The 14,803-nt window shown below is 67.6% G+C and carries 14 protein-coding genes and 1 tRNA gene; 7 read left to right on the top strand and 8 right to left on the bottom strand.

Annotated elements, in window-relative coordinates; genetic code table 11:
• The first annotated feature begins 31 nt into the window (after nt 1-31).
• On the top strand, nt 32-613 hold the full coding sequence (locus tag HD599_RS07950; protein ID WP_184235673.1) for a hypothetical protein: 582 nt from the start codon (nt 32-34) through the stop codon (nt 611-613).
• 140 nt (nt 614-753) lie between these two features.
• On the opposite strand, the gene HD599_RS07945 is transcribed toward HD599_RS07950, so the two are convergent.
• The 4 genes from HD599_RS07945 to HD599_RS07930 all read right to left on the bottom strand — a co-directional run bounded on the left by HD599_RS07945 (nt 754) and on the right by HD599_RS07930 (nt 6,016).
• Nucleotides 754-2,892, bottom strand: coding sequence for a 3-hydroxyacyl-CoA dehydrogenase NAD-binding domain-containing protein (locus tag HD599_RS07945; RefSeq protein WP_184235670.1), 2,139 nt, complete (start codon nt 2,890-2,892; stop codon nt 754-756).
• Nucleotides 2,892-4,097 (bottom strand): acetyl-CoA C-acyltransferase, encoded by a 1,206-nt coding sequence (locus tag HD599_RS07940; protein WP_184235667.1) that lies wholly within the window; start codon nt 4,095-4,097, stop codon nt 2,892-2,894. The genes HD599_RS07945 and HD599_RS07940 overlap by 1 nt, the downstream gene beginning before the upstream one ends.
• A gap of 73 nt (nt 4,098-4,170) precedes the next feature.
• Nucleotides 4,171-5,427 (bottom strand): HRDC domain-containing protein, encoded by a 1,257-nt coding sequence (locus HD599_RS07935; protein WP_184235664.1) that lies wholly within the window; start codon nt 5,425-5,427, stop codon nt 4,171-4,173.
• Complete coding sequence (locus HD599_RS07930; RefSeq protein WP_184235661.1) at nt 5,420-6,016, bottom strand: DUF3000 family protein; 597 nt, start codon at nt 6,014-6,016, stop codon at nt 5,420-5,422. The genes HD599_RS07935 and HD599_RS07930 overlap by 8 nt, the downstream gene beginning before the upstream one ends.
• A 54-nt stretch (nt 6,017-6,070) precedes the next feature.
• On the opposite strand from HD599_RS07930, the gene HD599_RS18320 reads away from it, so the two are divergent.
• Entirely contained in the window at nt 6,071-7,294 is a 1,224-nt protein-coding gene (locus tag HD599_RS18320) for an alpha/beta hydrolase family protein (protein WP_343061965.1), read from the top strand.
• Here HD599_RS18320 and HD599_RS07920 read toward each other — a convergent pair whose 3' ends face one another.
• Nucleotides 7,295-7,732 carry a SufE family protein gene (locus tag HD599_RS07920; RefSeq protein ID WP_184235658.1) on the bottom strand — a complete coding sequence of 146 codons (438 nt, stop codon included), beginning with the start codon at nt 7,730-7,732 and terminating at the stop codon, nt 7,295-7,297. It lies immediately after the preceding gene.
• A gap of 8 nt (nt 7,733-7,740) precedes the next feature.
• Entirely contained in the window at nt 7,741-8,643 is a 903-nt protein-coding gene (locus HD599_RS07915) for a sulfurtransferase (RefSeq protein WP_184235655.1), read from the bottom strand.
• A 172-nt stretch (nt 8,644-8,815) separates the two neighbouring features.
• Between HD599_RS07915 and zapE the strand changes: the two genes are divergently transcribed.
• The 5 genes from zapE (at nt 8,816) to HD599_RS07890 (ending at nt 13,793) form a co-directional block, all read left to right on the top strand.
• Nucleotides 8,816-9,835 (top strand): cell division protein ZapE, encoded by a 1,020-nt coding sequence (gene zapE, locus HD599_RS07910; protein WP_184235651.1) that lies wholly within the window; start codon nt 8,816-8,818, stop codon nt 9,833-9,835.
• A gap of 286 nt (nt 9,836-10,121) precedes the next feature.
• Nucleotides 10,122-11,390: an ammonium transporter gene (locus HD599_RS07905; RefSeq protein ID WP_184235649.1), complete on the top strand. Its 1,269-nt coding sequence runs from the start codon at nt 10,122-10,124 to the stop codon at nt 11,388-11,390.
• A gap of 156 nt (nt 11,391-11,546) precedes the next feature.
• Nucleotides 11,547-12,362: an amino acid ABC transporter substrate-binding protein gene (locus tag HD599_RS07900; RefSeq protein ID WP_184235647.1), complete on the top strand. Its 816-nt coding sequence runs from the start codon at nt 11,547-11,549 to the stop codon at nt 12,360-12,362.
• Between the two features lie 5 nt (nt 12,363-12,367).
• Nucleotides 12,368-13,027 (top strand): ABC transporter permease subunit, encoded by a 660-nt coding sequence (locus HD599_RS07895; protein WP_184240452.1) that lies wholly within the window; start codon nt 12,368-12,370, stop codon nt 13,025-13,027.
• Entirely contained in the window at nt 13,014-13,793 is a 780-nt protein-coding gene (locus tag HD599_RS07890) for an amino acid ABC transporter ATP-binding protein (protein WP_184235644.1), read from the top strand. Before HD599_RS07895 ends, HD599_RS07890 begins: the two co-directional genes overlap by 14 nt.
• Here HD599_RS07890 and HD599_RS07885 read toward each other — a convergent pair.
• Both HD599_RS07885 and HD599_RS07880 read right to left on the bottom strand, forming a co-directional pair.
• Entirely contained in the window at nt 13,777-14,577 is an 801-nt protein-coding gene (locus HD599_RS07885) for an EI24 domain-containing protein (protein ID WP_184235642.1), read from the bottom strand. The two genes, HD599_RS07890 and HD599_RS07885, sit on opposite strands and share 17 nt — an antisense overlap.
• Nucleotides 14,578-14,649: 72 nt before the next feature.
• Nucleotides 14,650-14,722 (bottom strand) — tRNA-Val (locus HD599_RS07880).
• Between the last annotated feature and the right edge of the window lie 81 nt (nt 14,723-14,803).

Here is a 14,803-nt window from a genome sequence, read left to right as displayed (position 1 = left end):
GGGCACCGCACTCTGCTGAGATGATTCTTTGATGCTCTCCCGCCCCGTCGTCGCCCTCCTGCTCGCTTCGACAGCCCTCCTGGCCATCGCTGGCTGCACGACGGGAGCACCCGACACGGACTCCACACCGGTCGTGACGACCCCGCAGGCCGACATCAGCGGCGAATGGGTCGTGACCCGCACGGTCGTGTCGAGCACCGACGTCACCGACCCGCTGCACGCGGTCGGCGCAACGTCGGTGCGGTACGTCTCCGTCGTCCGCGACGACTGCGAGACCGCCCTCTGTCCCGGAACGGTATCGAGCGGCGCCGCCATGGAGGCCCGCGAGCAGACCGACCTGATCCAGACCGACGGCGGCTTCGGCTACGAATTCGTCGGAACCCTCGACTGCATGAACACCGCCACAGGGGGAGTGCTCGTCGTCGACGGCTTCGAGTACGAGCAGACCACGACGTTCACCGCGGTCGCGCCCGACGGCGGCACGGCCACGACGCTCACCGGCGAGCTCGTCTACACGGACACCGTCACCCCGGACGCCGTCTCCAAGGGGTGCACGCGCGACCCCTCGACGATCACCGTCGAGTACTCGCTGGCTGCGGTCCGCGCCCCCTGACGCTGCCGCTGGTTGAGTCGGCCGCCCGCGCCCGAATCGGAACCCGAACCCGAAGCCGCTTAAGCCGGTCGAGCCTGTCGAGACACCACCCCGCATAACGCGGAGGACATCCCGACAGGCTCGTCAACCCACGGCTGGCGCTACTCGACCCCGCGGATCGGCGGTGTGTGGAAGGTGCCGCCGAACACCCGCTGGGAGGCTCCGACGCGGTCGAGGTACGGCGTCGCTCCGCCCATCTGGAACGGGTAGCCCGCGCCCAGGATGAGGCAGAGGTCGATGTCTTCGGCGGCCGCGACCACCTTGTCCTCGAGCATCCGGTGGATCTCGTCGGCGAGGCCGTCTTCGATACGGGTCTGCAGCTGCTCGGCCGTCATCGGAGTCGTGCCGCCCTTGACGATCGCGAGCGCCTTCTTGTCGACGCCCTTGATCTTGCCCTTGGAGTCGCGCTCGAAGATGTGGCCGAGGTCGGCCAGCTTGTGCAGGTTCTGGCTGTCGAAGAACCGCTCGGGGAACGCCGAGTGGTGGGTGTCGAGCACGTGCGCCCCCACCTTGAGGCCGACGAGCTCGAGCAGTTCGAACGGCGTCATCGGCAGCCCGAACGGCTTCGTCGACTGTTCGACGACCTCGAAGGGAGTTCCGGTATCGACGGCGTGCATCGCCTCGCCGAGCACCTTCGCCAGAATGCGGTTGACGACGAACCCGGGGGTGTCGCGCGTGATGACCGCGTTCTTGCGCAGCTTGGCCGCGGTGACCATCGCCGTCGACAGCGTCGCCTCGTCGGTGCTGGGCGTGTTCACTACCTCGATCAGCGGCATCACGGCCACCGGGTTGAAGAAGTGGAAGCCGACCAGTCGCTCGGGGTGAGCCAGCTTCGAGCCGATCTGCTCGACCGAGAGCGACGACGTGTTGGTGGCGAGCACGGCCTCGGGGGAGACGTACTGCTCGATCTCCGCGAAGACGTCCTGCTTGGCCGCGAGCTCTTCGAAGATCGCCTCGATGACCCAGTCACAGTCGGCGAAGTCCGCCTTGTCGGTGGTGCCCGTGACGAGCGCCTTGAGCCGGTTCGACTCGTCGGGCGAGATGCGGCCCTTGCCGAGCAGCGCGTCGATTTCCGAGCGGATGCCGGCGACGCCCTTGTCCACGCGTCCCTGGTCGAGGTCGGTGATGACCACCGGCACCTGCAGGCGGCGCACGAACAGCAGGGCGAACTGGCTGGCCATCAGGCCCGCGCCCACGATGCCGACCTTGGTGACCTTGCGAGCGATCGCCTTGTCCGGCGCTCCGGCGGGACGCTTGGCCCGCTTCTGCACGAGGTTGAAGGCGTAGATGCTCGCCCGGAACTGGTCGCCGCTGATGAGGTCGGCGAGAGCCTCGTCCTCCGCGCGGAATCCGGTGTGCTTGTCCGTGTTCTTCGCGGCCTTGAGCAGTTCGAGCGCCCGGTACGGCGACTTCGCCACCTCGCCGATGCGGCTCTTGAGCATCTTCTCGGCGATGCCGATCGCCACGTCCCACTTGACCGCGCGTTCGATCTTGCCCGGCTCGTTGGGACGCTTGACCTTGATGGTGCCGGCGATGACTCCGTCGGCCCACGTGATGGAGTCTTCCAGGAACGAGGCCGGGTTGAAGATCGCGTCCGCGATGCCGAGGTCGAACGCTTCCTGGCCCTTGAGCGTGCGGTTGTTCTTGAGCGGGTTCTCGACGACCACCTTGAGGGCGTTCTCGATGCCGATGAGGTTGGGCAGCAGCCACGCGCCGCCCCAGCCAGGGATGATGCCGAGGAATACCTCGGGCAGCGCGAGCGCGGGGATCGAGCGGTCGATCGTGCGGTAGTCGGCGTTGAGGGGGATCTCCACGCCGCCACCGAGGGCGAGCCCGTTGATGAAGCAGAAGGACGGCACGCCGAGCTCGCTCAGCTTGCCGAGCGTCCAGTGCCCGAGCTGCGCCATCTGCTTGGCGGCGGCGCGGCTCGGGATGTCGCTGACCTTCGACAGGTCGGCGCCGGCCGCGAGGATGAACGGCTTGCCGGTGATGGCGACGCCGGCGATCTCGCCGCGGGCGGCGCGCGCTTTCTGGTGGTCGAGCACCCCGGCCAGTTCGAGCATGGTGACCGGCCCGAGCGTGTTCGGGCGCGTGTGGTCGCGGCCGTTGTCGAGGGTGATGAGGGCGAGCGTCTTGCCGTCGGAGATCGGGATGTCGCGCACGAACGAGTGCGTGACGACCTCGTCTCCCGAGAAAGAGGCGAGTTCCGCGAAGTCGGCGGCGTTGAATTCGTAGGCCATTACTTCTTGCCCTTCTTTCCCGTGTAGTGCGGGTTCTCCCAGATGACGCTGCCGCCCTGGCCGAGGCCGATGCACATCGCGGTGAGGCCGTAACGCACGTCGGGACGCTCGGCGAACTGGGCCGCGAGCTGGATCATCAGACGAACACCGGATGACGCGAGCGGGTGTCCGATGGCGATGGCACCGCCCCACTGGTTGACCCGGGGGTCCTCGTCGTCGATGCCGAAGTGGTCGAGCAGCGACAGCACCTGCACCGCGAACGCCTCGTTGAGCTCGAACAGGCCGATGTCGTCGATGGTCAGCCCCGCCTTGCGGAGGGCCTTCTCGGTCGACGGCACGGGGCCGATGCCCATGATCTCGGGCTCGACGCCGGCGAACGCGAAGCTCACCATGCGCATCTTGGTCGTGAGGCCGAGTTCCTTCGCGGCATCCGCACTGGCAAGGAGGCTTGCCGTGGCACCGTCGTTGAGGCCCGACGAGTTGCCGGCGGTCACGCGACCGTGCGGGCGGAACGGCGTCTTCAGGGCGGCGAGCCCCTCCATCGTCGTCTCGGGGCGCAGGGCCTCGTCGCGGGTGGCGAGGCCCCAGCCGGACTCCGTGCGGGTGGCGACGGGGATGAGGTCGGGCTGCAGCTTGCCGTTCTCGTAGGCGGCGAACGCCTTCTGCTGGCTGCGCATCGCGAAGCGGTCGGAGCGTTCCTTCGTCAGCTGCGGGAACCGGTCGTGGATGCGCTCGGCGGTGTTGCCCATGTTCAGCGCTTCGCCGCTGACGAGCTTCTCCGAGAGGAACCGCGGGTTGGGGTCGGCGCCGAATCCCATCGGGTGGCGGCCCATGTGCTCCACGCCGCCGGCGATGGCGACGTCGTACGCGCCGAAGGCGATGGCGCCGGCGATCGTCGTGACGCTGGTCATGGCACCCGCGCACATGCGGTCGATCGCGTAGCCGGGCACCGACTTCGGCAGCCCGGCGAGCAGCGCCGCGGTGCGGCCGAGGGTGAGACCCTGGTCGCCCGTCTGGGTGGTTGCAGCGATCGCCACGTCGTCGACGCGGTCGGGGGGAAGGGTCGGGTTCCTCTCCATGAGTCCGATCATGGCTTTCACCACGAGATCGTCCGCACGGGTCTGCCAGAACATACCCTTTTCGCCGGCTCGACCGAACGGGGTACGGACCCCGTCGACGAAGACGACTTCAGCTTTCTCGGCCACTTTGCCTCCAACACTTGAACGTGTTGTCGATACTACGTGGGGCCGATTTTGCCGGAGAATCCGTTGATTGTTTCTACGAAGCGGGTTCCTCGGGTGCTTCGATGCTTTGGCTGGCTTCGACAAAGGCAACGAGGATCTTCTGTGCGGTTGCGTCAATCTGCCACGGCCGAGCGCCGGATTCGGCGAGCGCCGCGGAGATGGACTCGACGGAGAGCTCCGCGGGCGGAGACCAGGCCAGTCGGCGCAGCGTGTCGGGCGTCAGCAGGTTCTCCAATGGGATGTGGAAGAACTCCGACAGCTCGGTGAGCGAGGCCCGCGCCGCCTTCAGTCGCTTGTCGGCCTCGGGGTTGCGGTCCGACCAGATGCGCGGAGCGGGGATCGACTCTCCGGGTGCGCGGGTGGCGGGCAGATCGGTCGTGGCGACGCCGCGTTCGATGGCGGCCCACCAGCGGTCGAGCTGCGAGCGGCTCGCGCGGCCGGTGAACTCCTTGATCGCCGACAGCTCGCGCTTGGTCGCGGGCAGCGCCTTGGCGGCCGCCGTCAGTGCGGCATCCGGGACCAGACGGCCGGGCGCCGTGTCGATCTCGCGGGCGTACTCGTCGCGGGCCTCCCAGAGTTCGCGGGCGACGGCGAGGCCGCGCTGTCCACGGATGGAGGCGAGGCCGCTGAGGCGGCGCCACGGTTCGACCCGCACGATCGTGAAGTCGCGCAGGGCGACGGAGGCGAACTCCTGGTCGGCGATGAACGTCTTTCCGTCGGCCTCGAGCAGTTCGCCCATCTTCTCGCGGAGGTCGGGCAGCAGCTCGACGTCGAGGGCGGCGTAGACGAGCCAGGCCTGGGGGAGCGGCCGGGTGGACCAGTCGGCCGCGGAGTGTTCCTTGGCCAGGTGGATGCCGAGCAGCTCTTCGACGACGGTCCCGAGTCCCACGCGGGGGAGGCCGGCGAGGCGCGCGGCGAGCTCGGTGTCGTAGATGCGGGTGGGATTCAGGCCGATCTCGCGCAGGCAGGTGAGGTCCTGGCTCGCCGCGTGCAGGATCCACTCTTCGTCCTTGATCGCGTCGTTCAGCTCGCTGAAGTCGCCGATCGCGGGCGGGTCGAAGAGGAAGGTTCCGGCACCGCGGCGGTAGATCTGGATGAGATAGGCGCGCTGCGAGTAGCGGTACCCGCTGGCGCGCTCGGCGTCGATGCCGATCGGGCCGTGTCCGGCGGCGATCGCGTCGACGGCGGCGAGGTACTCCTCGCGCGTCGCGATGACGTCGACGACGGTGTGCGGTGCCTGGACGGCGGGCTCCGTGCTCGAGACGACGGTTTCTTCGGTCTCGTTACTCACGCGACGCTCGACGAGTTGACAACACGCTCACTCCTTCGGCTGTCGGCGGGAAGCCGGCCAGCATGCACAATAGTTCGCTCCAGCCTTCCACATGTGTGGTCACATCGTGGTCGAGCGGAGTCCAGGAGGCGCGCAGTTCGATCTGAGCGCCGTCGCCCTGTTCCTCGAGCTCGCCGAAGCCGCTCGAGAGGATGCGGGTCGCAGTGCCCGCGGCGGCGGTATAGCGGGCGTCGCGGGAGTCGAGGGCGTCGACCAGCCACGACCAGGCGACGCTGGCCAGGAAGGGGTCGAGTCCGATGTCGGTCTCGAGCGGGGCCTGCGCGAAACAGACGATGCGGAAGACGCCGCCCCACGCCTCAGGAGCCGACGGGTCGTAGAGCAGGATGAAGCGACCGGTGCCGTAGTCGGAGTCCGTCGAGTGCTGTGACGGCCGCACGTCGGCGGCGAGCGCGATCGACCACGGGGCCAACCCGGTAGGAGCCGGGATTTCGGTCACGACGAGCTCGGCACGGGTCTGTGCACGTCGAACGGCCTCGAGGGCGGCTGCGAAGTCCGCCGGGACCGGGTTTCCTGAGAGTGTGTCGGGCACACCAGAAGATTAGGCTTTCTTGGTATTTTTGAGGCGAAGGCACGCCGCCGCCTCGTGCGCAATCGTCAGGAGCATTCCATCGCGACATCACAGCAACCTGACTCGATAGCGGGCCGCATCGTCGGGATCGCCGCACTCGGGGTCGTCGGCGCAGCCGCGCTCGCTTCGGTGGCAGCCGCCGCCCTCACGGTGAAAGTGGCCCGACAGGTCGTCACACCGCCCCGCACGAAGGACGAGGACCTGCGCGTCCTCGCGGTGGCACCGTCGACGATCACGGTGACGGCGACGAAGGACTCGCTCCTGCCCGGTCGGTACGGTCTCTGGTTCGACGGCGGCGACGGCCACGCCCGCATCGGGGCGATCGTCGACAGCACGGCCACCACCGTCACCCGCGAGCTCACCTCGGTGGACTTCGGCGTGCTGGGTGCCGGCGCCAAGGCACGGCTCAGCGGCTGGTACTACCTGGGTCCGAAAGAGCTCGGCTACGAATTCGAGGATGTCGCGATCGACACCGAACTCGGAGCCGCCCCCGCGTGGCTGATCCCGGCGGAAGAGGAGACGGGACGCTGGGTGATCCAGGTCCACGGACGGGCCGTGCGCCGGTCAGAGACGCTCCGGGCCGTGCCCGTGTTCCGGGAGGCGGGCTACACCTCTCTTCTGGTCTCGTACCGCAACGACGGGGACGCTCCGGGCAGCGAGGACAACCGCTACGGACTCGGCGACGTCGAATGGCGCGACGTCGACGCGGCCATCAGGTTCGCGCGACAGCGCGGCGCCACGGACATCGTGCTGATGGGCTGGTCGATGGGCGGGGCGATCGTTCTGCAGACCGCGACGCGGTCGCTCCACGCGGATCTGATCCGGGGAATCGTGCTGGATTCGCCGGTCATCGACTGGGCGAGTGTGCTCGGCTTCCAGGGCGCGGAGATGCGCCTGCCCGTCGCGGCCAGCAAGGCGGTCCTCGCCGTCATTGGCAACACGTGGGGGCGACGGCTCACGGGTCAGGCCGAGTCGATCGACCTGCGCCGTCTCGACTTCGTCGCACGGGCCGACGAGCTGGTGCAGCCGATCCTGCTGATGCACAGCGACGACGACGGGTACGTCCCCGCCACGTCGTCCCACGCACTCGCCGACGCCCGGCCCGACATCGTCACGTTCGACGCGTTCGCGGTCGCGAGGCACACCAAGCTCTGGAACTATGACGCCCCACGCTGGAACCTCGACATCGCGGCGTTCCTGATGACGATCTCGACCGAGGCAACGGACGACGTCGAGTAGCTACGCGGCGATCTTCTCGCGGACCTGCCGCTTGGTGCGGCCGAGCAGCGCCGTCATGCCGCGGATGCGGAGCGGGCTCACGGCCTCGGTGAGCCCGAGGTCGGAGGGGTAGTCGTCGGGCACGGCGAGCACCTCCGCCACGGTCAGCCCGGCCAGGCCCTGCACGAGAATGGACGCGAACCCGCGGGTCGTGGGCGACTCCTTCGGAGCGGTCGCGAACAGGTGGACGACATCGCTGTCGTCCACCTCCACGAAGATGAAGACGGGCGACTGGCACTCTTCCACGCGCTCGAGGAGATCCGGGTGCTCCAGATAGTGCGCGGGCAGCTCGGGCAGCTCGTTCGAGAACTCGAGCAGCAGCTGAAGGCGGTCCTTGAGCCCGAGCTCGCGGAAGTCCGTCTTGATCTGTTCGAGAGCGTCGGGAAGAGGCTCAGTCATCGGTTCCCCTAGCGTGGTGCGGGGGCGACGCCGGGTTCCGCACCCTTGACGATGGGGACGCGCACCGCGCTACCCCACTCGGTCCATGACCCGTCATAGTTGCGGACCCCTTCGAAGCCCAGAAGGTGGGTGAGCACGAACCAGGTGTGGCTCGAGCGCTCACCGATTCGGCAATACGCGATCACGTTATCACCGTCGGCGAGGCCGGCACCGTCGCGGTACAGCGCGTTCAGCTCGGCGAGCGGACGGAAGGTGCCGTCCTCCGCCGCTGCCTTGCCCCACGGCACGTTCTGGGCGCTCGGGATGTGCCCGGCGCGGAGGGTTCCCTCTTCGGGGTAGGCGGGCGCGGTGGTGCGGTCGCCGCTGAACTCCTCGGGGGAACGCACGTCGATGAGCGGGTTGCCGAAGTGCGCGAGCACGTCCTCCTTGTAGGCGCGGATCGCGGAGTCGTCACGCTCGACCACGGGGTACTCGACGGTCTCCGCCGACTCGGCGTCGGTCGTGTACTCGCGGCCCTCCGCCTCCCACTTCGCACGCCCGCCGTCGAGCAGGCGGACGTCGGCGTGGCCGAACAGGGTGAAGACCCACAGGGCGTAGGCCGCCCACCAGTTGTTCTTGTCGCCGTAGATGACCACGGTGGTGTCACGCGAGATGCCCTTGGATCCGAGCAGCGCGGCGAACGCGGCGCCGTCGATGTAGTCGCGTTCCACCGGGTCGTTGAGGTCGGTGTGCCAGTCGATCTTGACCGCGCCGCGGATGTGGCCGGTTTCGTAGAGCAGCACGTCTTCGTCGGATTCCACGACGACGACGTCGGGGTTGTCGAGGTTGGCCTCGACCCAGTCGCCGCTGACGAGGCGTTCCGGGTGGGCGTACTCCGCGAATCTCGGGTTCTGGTCGGTTTCGACTGCCATGGGTCCTCCTGTGTGGGTCTCGCTCGCGAAAATCCTGTGCGGCGGGCGGTCTAGGCTGGAAAGCCGAGCCGCCGCGACCTCGACGATACGCACTCGTTCTGGAACGCGCTGGCCGGGTGTAAGACTTCGACACAGTTTCCTCTATCGATTGTCCCGATACAGCAAGGCGGCCATGAGCAGCGACGCGACACGTCACCACGATCACCTCGTCGACCGGCTGCCGAGCCTCACCGGCGAACAGATGGTCAACCACCTCGTACCGCCGCGGCAGTTCACCACCGCCACGATCGAGAGCTACCGTCCCGATCTCGACTACCCGTCGCAGGCCGAGGCCGTCTCCGCCGTCCTCGCGTTCGTCGCGTCCTGGCAGCCGGGCGGCCTGTTCTCGCGCCGCCGCAACCGCGACACCCTGCCCGGCCTCTACCTCGACGGCGGTTTCGGCGTCGGCAAGACCCACCTCCTCGCCTCTCTCTGGCACGCGGCACCCGGTCGCAAGTACTTCGGCACGTTCATCGAGTACACGGCGCTTGTCGGTGCTCTGGGATACGCCGGCGCGGTCGGCGTGCTCAAGGGCGCGTCGCTGATCTGTATCGACGAGTTCGAGCTGGACGACCCGGGGGACACGCGGATCATGTCCCGGCTGCTCGGTGAGCTCGCGGCATCCGGCACCCGCATTGCCGCCACCTCGAACACGCCACCCAACGCGCTCGGCGAGGGGCGATTCGCGGCCGCCGACTTCCTGCGCGAGATCGACGCTCTCTCGGCGCAGTTCACCACGATCCGCATCGACGGTCTCGACTACCGGCGCCGCGACGTCGAGGGCCACGCGACCACGCTCGGAGACGACGAGCTGCGGGCGGCCGTCGACAGCTTCCGCGGCGCGCTCACCGTGGACCGGTTCGACGACGTGCTCGCGCACCTCGCCAAGGTGCACCCCTCGCGTTACGTGACGCTCATCGATGGGCTCGACGCTGTCGCGCTCACCGACGTGCACGTCCTCACCAGTCAGACCGACGCCCTGCGGCTCGTCGCGTTCATCGACCGCTTGTACGACGCCCAGGTGCCGATCCTCGCGAGCGGCACGGCACTCGACCAGGTCTTCGCCGAGGACATGCTGGCGGGCGGTTACCGCAAGAAATACCTGCGCGCGGTCTCGCGGATGATCGCACTGACCTCGGGCGAGGGTTTGTAGAGCATTCTTCGAGAGGAAGACAAACGCACGTTTTGCCGCTTCGGCCGGCAGTTCAGCATCGTCTGGGCGTTCTCGGCGCACTTTATCGTCGCGTCTTCGGGCTCCCGACAGGTGTCGGAAACATGTTGTTTACATTCGCGGGATTCGCGTAACACAACCGAAACATGGCAACACAGCCCCCGAAACTTGGCCACAGCAAACTGGCTGCGTACCGGATGACCCGTATCGCTCCTGCGTGCGGTTACCCCGACGGTGCATCCTTTGCAAACGTAAGAGAGGTATGACAATGGATCAAGGCAATACCGCCTTCATTCTCATCTGTGCGGCTCTCGTCCTGCTGATGACCCCTGGTCTCGCGTTCTTCTATGGAGGACTCGTCAAGGCCAAGAGCGTTATCAGCATGATGATGATGAGCTTCGGCGCTTTGGGACTTATCGGTGTTCTGTGGGTTCTGTACGGCTACGCGATCACGTTCCCCGGCGCGGAAGGTACGGTCGCCCCCTGGTCGATCGACACCACCGCCCTCGGACTGAGCAGCCTCGTCGACGTCCCCGAGGGCGCGGCGTACCCGCCGCTCGCGTTCGCCGCCTTCCAAGCCACCTTCGCGATCATCACCGTCGCGCTGGTCTCCGGTGCAATCGCCGACCGTGCCAAGTTCGGCGCGTGGATGGTCTTCGCCGGCGTCTGGGCAACCGTCGTCTACTTCCCCGTCGCTAGCTGGGTCTTCAACTTCGGTCTCGCCGAAGACGGAACCTTCGCCTACGGCGGATGGCTCACCCACGGTCTGCAGGACGTCTTCGGCGTCGGCACGATCGACTTCGCGGGTGGAACCGCCGTGCACATCAACGCCGGTGCCGCCGCTCTCGCTCTCGCCCTCGTGCTGGGCAAGCGCGTCGGCTTCGCCAAGGGCGTCAGCGTTCCCCACAACCCGCCGTTCGTCCTCCTCGGCGCCGGTCTCCTCTGGTTCGGCTGGTTCGGCTTCAACGCCGGCTCCGAGCTCGCTGCAGACGGCACCGCGGCTCTGGCCTTCATCAACACGATCGCGGCTCCCGCGGCGGCTCTGCTCGCCTGGCTCCTCGTCGAGAAGATCAAGGACGGCAAGCCCACCTCCGTCGGTGCGGCCTCCGGTGCGGTTGCCGGTCTCGTTGCCATCACCCCCGCGTGTGGCTCGCTGACCCCCGGCTACGCCATCCTCCTGGGTCTCGTCGCCGGTGCCATCTGTGCACTCGCGATCGACCTCAAGTTCAAGCTCGGCTTCGACGACTCGCTCGACGTCGTGGGCATCCACCTCGTCGGTGGCCTCATCGGAACCCTGTACCTCGGGTTCTTCGCCAACGGCACGGGCCTCGTCTACAGCGGCGAGTTCACCCAGCTGCTGGTACAGCTCATTGCCGCCCTGTCGGTTCTGGTCTACTCCTTCGTGCTCGCCTTCCTCATCGGTTTCATCATCGAGAAGACGATGGGCTTCCGCGTGAAGAGCGAAGACGAAGTGGCCGGCATCGACACGGTCGTCCACGGCGAAGAGGGCTACGTCCTCTCCGACGCTCGGGCCTAACCGCCAGGCACGACCAATCACAGCACTCGACGGGGGTGCCGGCTCTTCGGAGGCGGCACCCCCGTTTGGCGTCCGCGGTGCAACACTGCGACATGAAAGTGCTCTCCGCGTCATCCGGACTATCGTTGCGGGGTATCCCACAGCAAAGGAACCACCATGATCAAGCCTCGCCTCGCCCTCGTCGGAATTCTCGCCGTCTCGGCCATCGCCCTCGTCGGCTGCTCGTCGACGCCCGCCTCCGAGTCCGGCGACACGGGAACCGACACGAGCCTCAGCGACGTGCAGGAGGCCGGCACGCTGACCATCGGGACCGAGGGCACCTACCGCCCCTTCACCTACCACGACGCCTCGGGCGACCTCACCGGGTACGACGTCGAGATCGCCACGGCGGTCGCGGAGAAGCTCGGGGTCGAGGCCGACTTCCAGGAGACCCAGTGGGACGCGATTTTCGCAGGCCTCGACGCAGGCCGGTTCGACATCATCGCCAACCAGGTCTCGATCACCGACGAGCGTGAAGAGAAGTACGAGCTCTCCGAGCCGTACACCGTCAGCCCGGGCGTGGTCATCGTCAGCGACGACAACACCGACATCGACTCGCTGGCCAGCCTCGAGGGCAAGACCACCGCACAGTCGCTGTCGAGCAACTGGTACGAGCTCGCAGAGGCGAACGGCGCCAACGTCGAGGCGGTCGAGGGCTGGGCACAGGCCATCGCGCTGCTCGAGCAGGGCCGCGTCGACGCGACCGTCAACGACAAGCTGACCTTCCTCGACTACAAGGCCACCGACGCCGACGGTGCAGCCGGCCTCAAGATCGCGGCCGAGACCGACGACCCCTCGCGCAATGCCTTTGTCGTCGCCAAGGGTTCCACCGCCCTCAACGACGCGGTGAACGACGCCCTCGACGAGCTGCGTGCCGACGGCACCCTCGCCGTGATCTCCGAGAAGTACTTCGGGGAAGACGTCACCGAGTGACCGATATCCAGTGGGAGCTCGTCTGGAGTTCCCTCGGTCCGATCGTCTCCGGCGCGGTCACGGGAACCATCCCGCTGGCGCTGACGAGCTTCGTGCTCGGGCTCATCATCGCCCTCGGCGTCGCCCTCGCCCGCATCTCGCGGGTGCGGGTGCTGTCGGGTGCGGCGCGGGTCTACGTCTCGATCATCCGCGGCACGCCGCTGCTCGTGCAGCTGTTCGTGATCTTCTACGGATTACCGTCCGTCGGACTGCTGATCGACCCATGGCCGAGCGCGATCATCGCCTTCGCCCTCAACGTGGGCGGCTACGCCGCAGAGGTCATCAGGGCGGCGATTCTCAGCGTGCCCGTGGGCCAGTGGGAGGCGGGACATACGATCGGGATGTCGCGGGGCCAGACCCTCCGGCGGATCATCCTCCCGCAGGCAGCCCGGGTCTCCGTGCCGCCACTGTCCAACACCTTCATCAGTCTCGTGAAGGACACCTCGCTCGCGTCGCTCATCCTGGTGACCGAGCTCTTCCGGCGGGCGGAGCAGATCGCCACCTTCAGCAGCGAGTTCATGCTGCTCTACATCGAGGCGGCGGTGGTCTACTGGGTCATCTGCCTCGCCCTCTCCAGCGGGCAGAACGCGCTCGAAAAGAGATTGGACCGCTATGTCGCCCACTGATCCGACCGCCCAGCCGGTCATCACCGTGCGGGGCCTGCGCAAGTCCTTCGGCGACAACGAGGTGCTCAAGGGGATCGACTTCGAGGTGCGCAGGGGAGAGGTCGTCGCGCTCATCGGTCCGTCCGGTTCGGGTAAGACCACCGTGCTCCGCAGCCTCAACAGCCTCGAGGTGCCGAGCGGCGGTACCGTCGTATTCGCGAGCGGGCTCACCATCGACTTCGCCACGACCGTCTCGAAGCGCGACCTCCTCGCGCTGCGCGACTCGTCGGCGATGGTCTTCCAGCACTACAACCTGTTCCCGCACAAAACCGTGCTCGAGAACGTCATCGAGGGTCCCGTGCAGGTACAGAAGGTGCCGGTGGCCGTGGCGACCGCCGACGCCGAGCGCCTGCTCGAGCGCGTGGGGCTGCGCGAGAAGCGCGACGCCTACCCGTTCGAACTCTCGGGCGGCCAGCAGCAGCGCGTCGGCATCGTGCGCGCGCTCGCGCTGAAGCCCGACCTCCTGCTGTTCGACGAACCCACGTCGGCCCTCGACCCCGAACTCGTGGGCGAGGTGCTCGGCGTGATCAAGGAGCTCGCCGAGGAGGGGTGGACCATGGTGATCGTGACGCACGAACTTGCGTTCGCCCGCCAGGTCGCGACCGAGGTCGTCTTTATGGACGGGGGAGTCGTCGTGGAGCGCGGCGCACCGTCCGACATCCTCGTCGACCCTACTCAGGAACGCACGAAGCAGTTCCTGCACCGCATTCTCAACCCGCTGGGGTAGTCGCGACCGCGTCGCCTGCGGTGGTCGCGCTGCGTGCGAGCATGGTGCCGCCGGCGACCGCGGCGGGCATGATGACGACCGCGGCGAACGGGATGAAGAACACCAGGTAGGTGGCGACACCGAGGCCGAGCGAGCGGGCCCGGTCGGCGGAGAGTGCGCGACGCTTCGCCGAACCGGTGAAGCCGCGCGCCTCGAACGAGAACGCGGTGAGCTCGAGCGCGAGGAACCAGCCGCCGGCGAGTGCGCCGAGCACCGGTACGAGGATCTGCCCGACGACGGGGATGAATCCGAGCACGAGCAGCACGATCGCGACGCCCAGCGTCGTGGCGAGGATGCGGACCGCGTCGACCAGGCCGCGTCCGACGCCACGCCAGAAGGTCAGTTCGACGGGGGAGTCGATGCCGCCCAGCCGCTCCTCTACCGTGCGCGAGATGCGCTCGTAGAACGGGCTGCCGACCGCGAGGGTGATGGTGGTGAAGGTGTAGACCACGATGACGAGCGCTGCCGCGAGCAGGGCGAGCGAGGCGGCGGCGCGGACGACCGTCCTCACACCCTCGTCCCAGCTGTCCGCGAACGGGGTGATGGTCGAGGCGAGACCGTCGATGTTGACGACGAGCACCACGATGCCGGTCAGATACACGGCGCTGACGATCAGTGCGGGAATCGCGCCCATAAACATGATGCGAGGGTCGGTCAGCCACATTCTGAGCCCGGAGCCGAGCAGCCGGACCCCGCCTAAGAATCGGGCGGGCACGGTGGGGCGGCGGAGCGCGGGCGTCGTCATGCGCTCATCGTAGGGGAGGGGCCCGAGACACAGAAAAGCCCGAGTCCGTGGCGGACTCGGGCTTGTTTTCTGTGGGCGATACCGGACTCGAACCGATGACCTCTTCGGTGTGAACGAAGCGCGCTACCAACTGCGCCAATCGCCCTCGTGCTGCGTGGAACACACGTGCGACAACGACTATATCGGAGATTTCGACCACCCCGTACGCGTCCGCGGGCGCGTCACG

Source organism: Conyzicola lurida, assembly GCF_014204935.1.
GTDB lineage: Bacteria > Actinomycetota > Actinomycetes > Actinomycetales > Microbacteriaceae > Conyzicola > Conyzicola lurida.
Note: the sequence above shows the minus strand (reverse complement) of the source record. Positions and strands in the feature narration are given on the sequence as shown.

Bases quoted from the DNA above. Each gene is read 5' to 3' on its own strand.
- HD599_RS07950 (WP_184235673.1), top strand. From the start codon at position 32: ATGCTCTCCCGCCCCGTCGTCGCCCTCCTGCTCGCTTCGACAGCCCTC.
- HD599_RS07945 (WP_184235670.1), bottom strand. From the start codon at position 2,892: ATGGCCTACGAATTCAACGCCGCCGACTTCGCGGAACTCGCCTCTTTC.
- HD599_RS07920 (WP_184235658.1), bottom strand. From the start codon at position 7,732: ATGACTGAGCCTCTTCCCGACGCTCTCGAACAGATCAAGACGGACTTC.
- HD599_RS07915 (WP_184235655.1), bottom strand. From the start codon at position 8,643: ATGGCAGTCGAAACCGACCAGAACCCGAGATTCGCGGAGTACGCCCAC.
- zapE (WP_184235651.1), top strand. From the start codon at position 8,816: ATGAGCAGCGACGCGACACGTCACCACGATCACCTCGTCGACCGGCTG.
- HD599_RS07905 (WP_184235649.1), top strand. From the start codon at position 10,122: ATGGATCAAGGCAATACCGCCTTCATTCTCATCTGTGCGGCTCTCGTC.
- HD599_RS07900 (WP_184235647.1), top strand. From the start codon at position 11,547: ATGATCAAGCCTCGCCTCGCCCTCGTCGGAATTCTCGCCGTCTCGGCC.
- HD599_RS07890 (WP_184235644.1), top strand. From the start codon at position 13,014: ATGTCGCCCACTGATCCGACCGCCCAGCCGGTCATCACCGTGCGGGGC.
- HD599_RS07885 (WP_184235642.1), bottom strand. From the start codon at position 14,577: ATGACGACGCCCGCGCTCCGCCGCCCCACCGTGCCCGCCCGATTCTTA.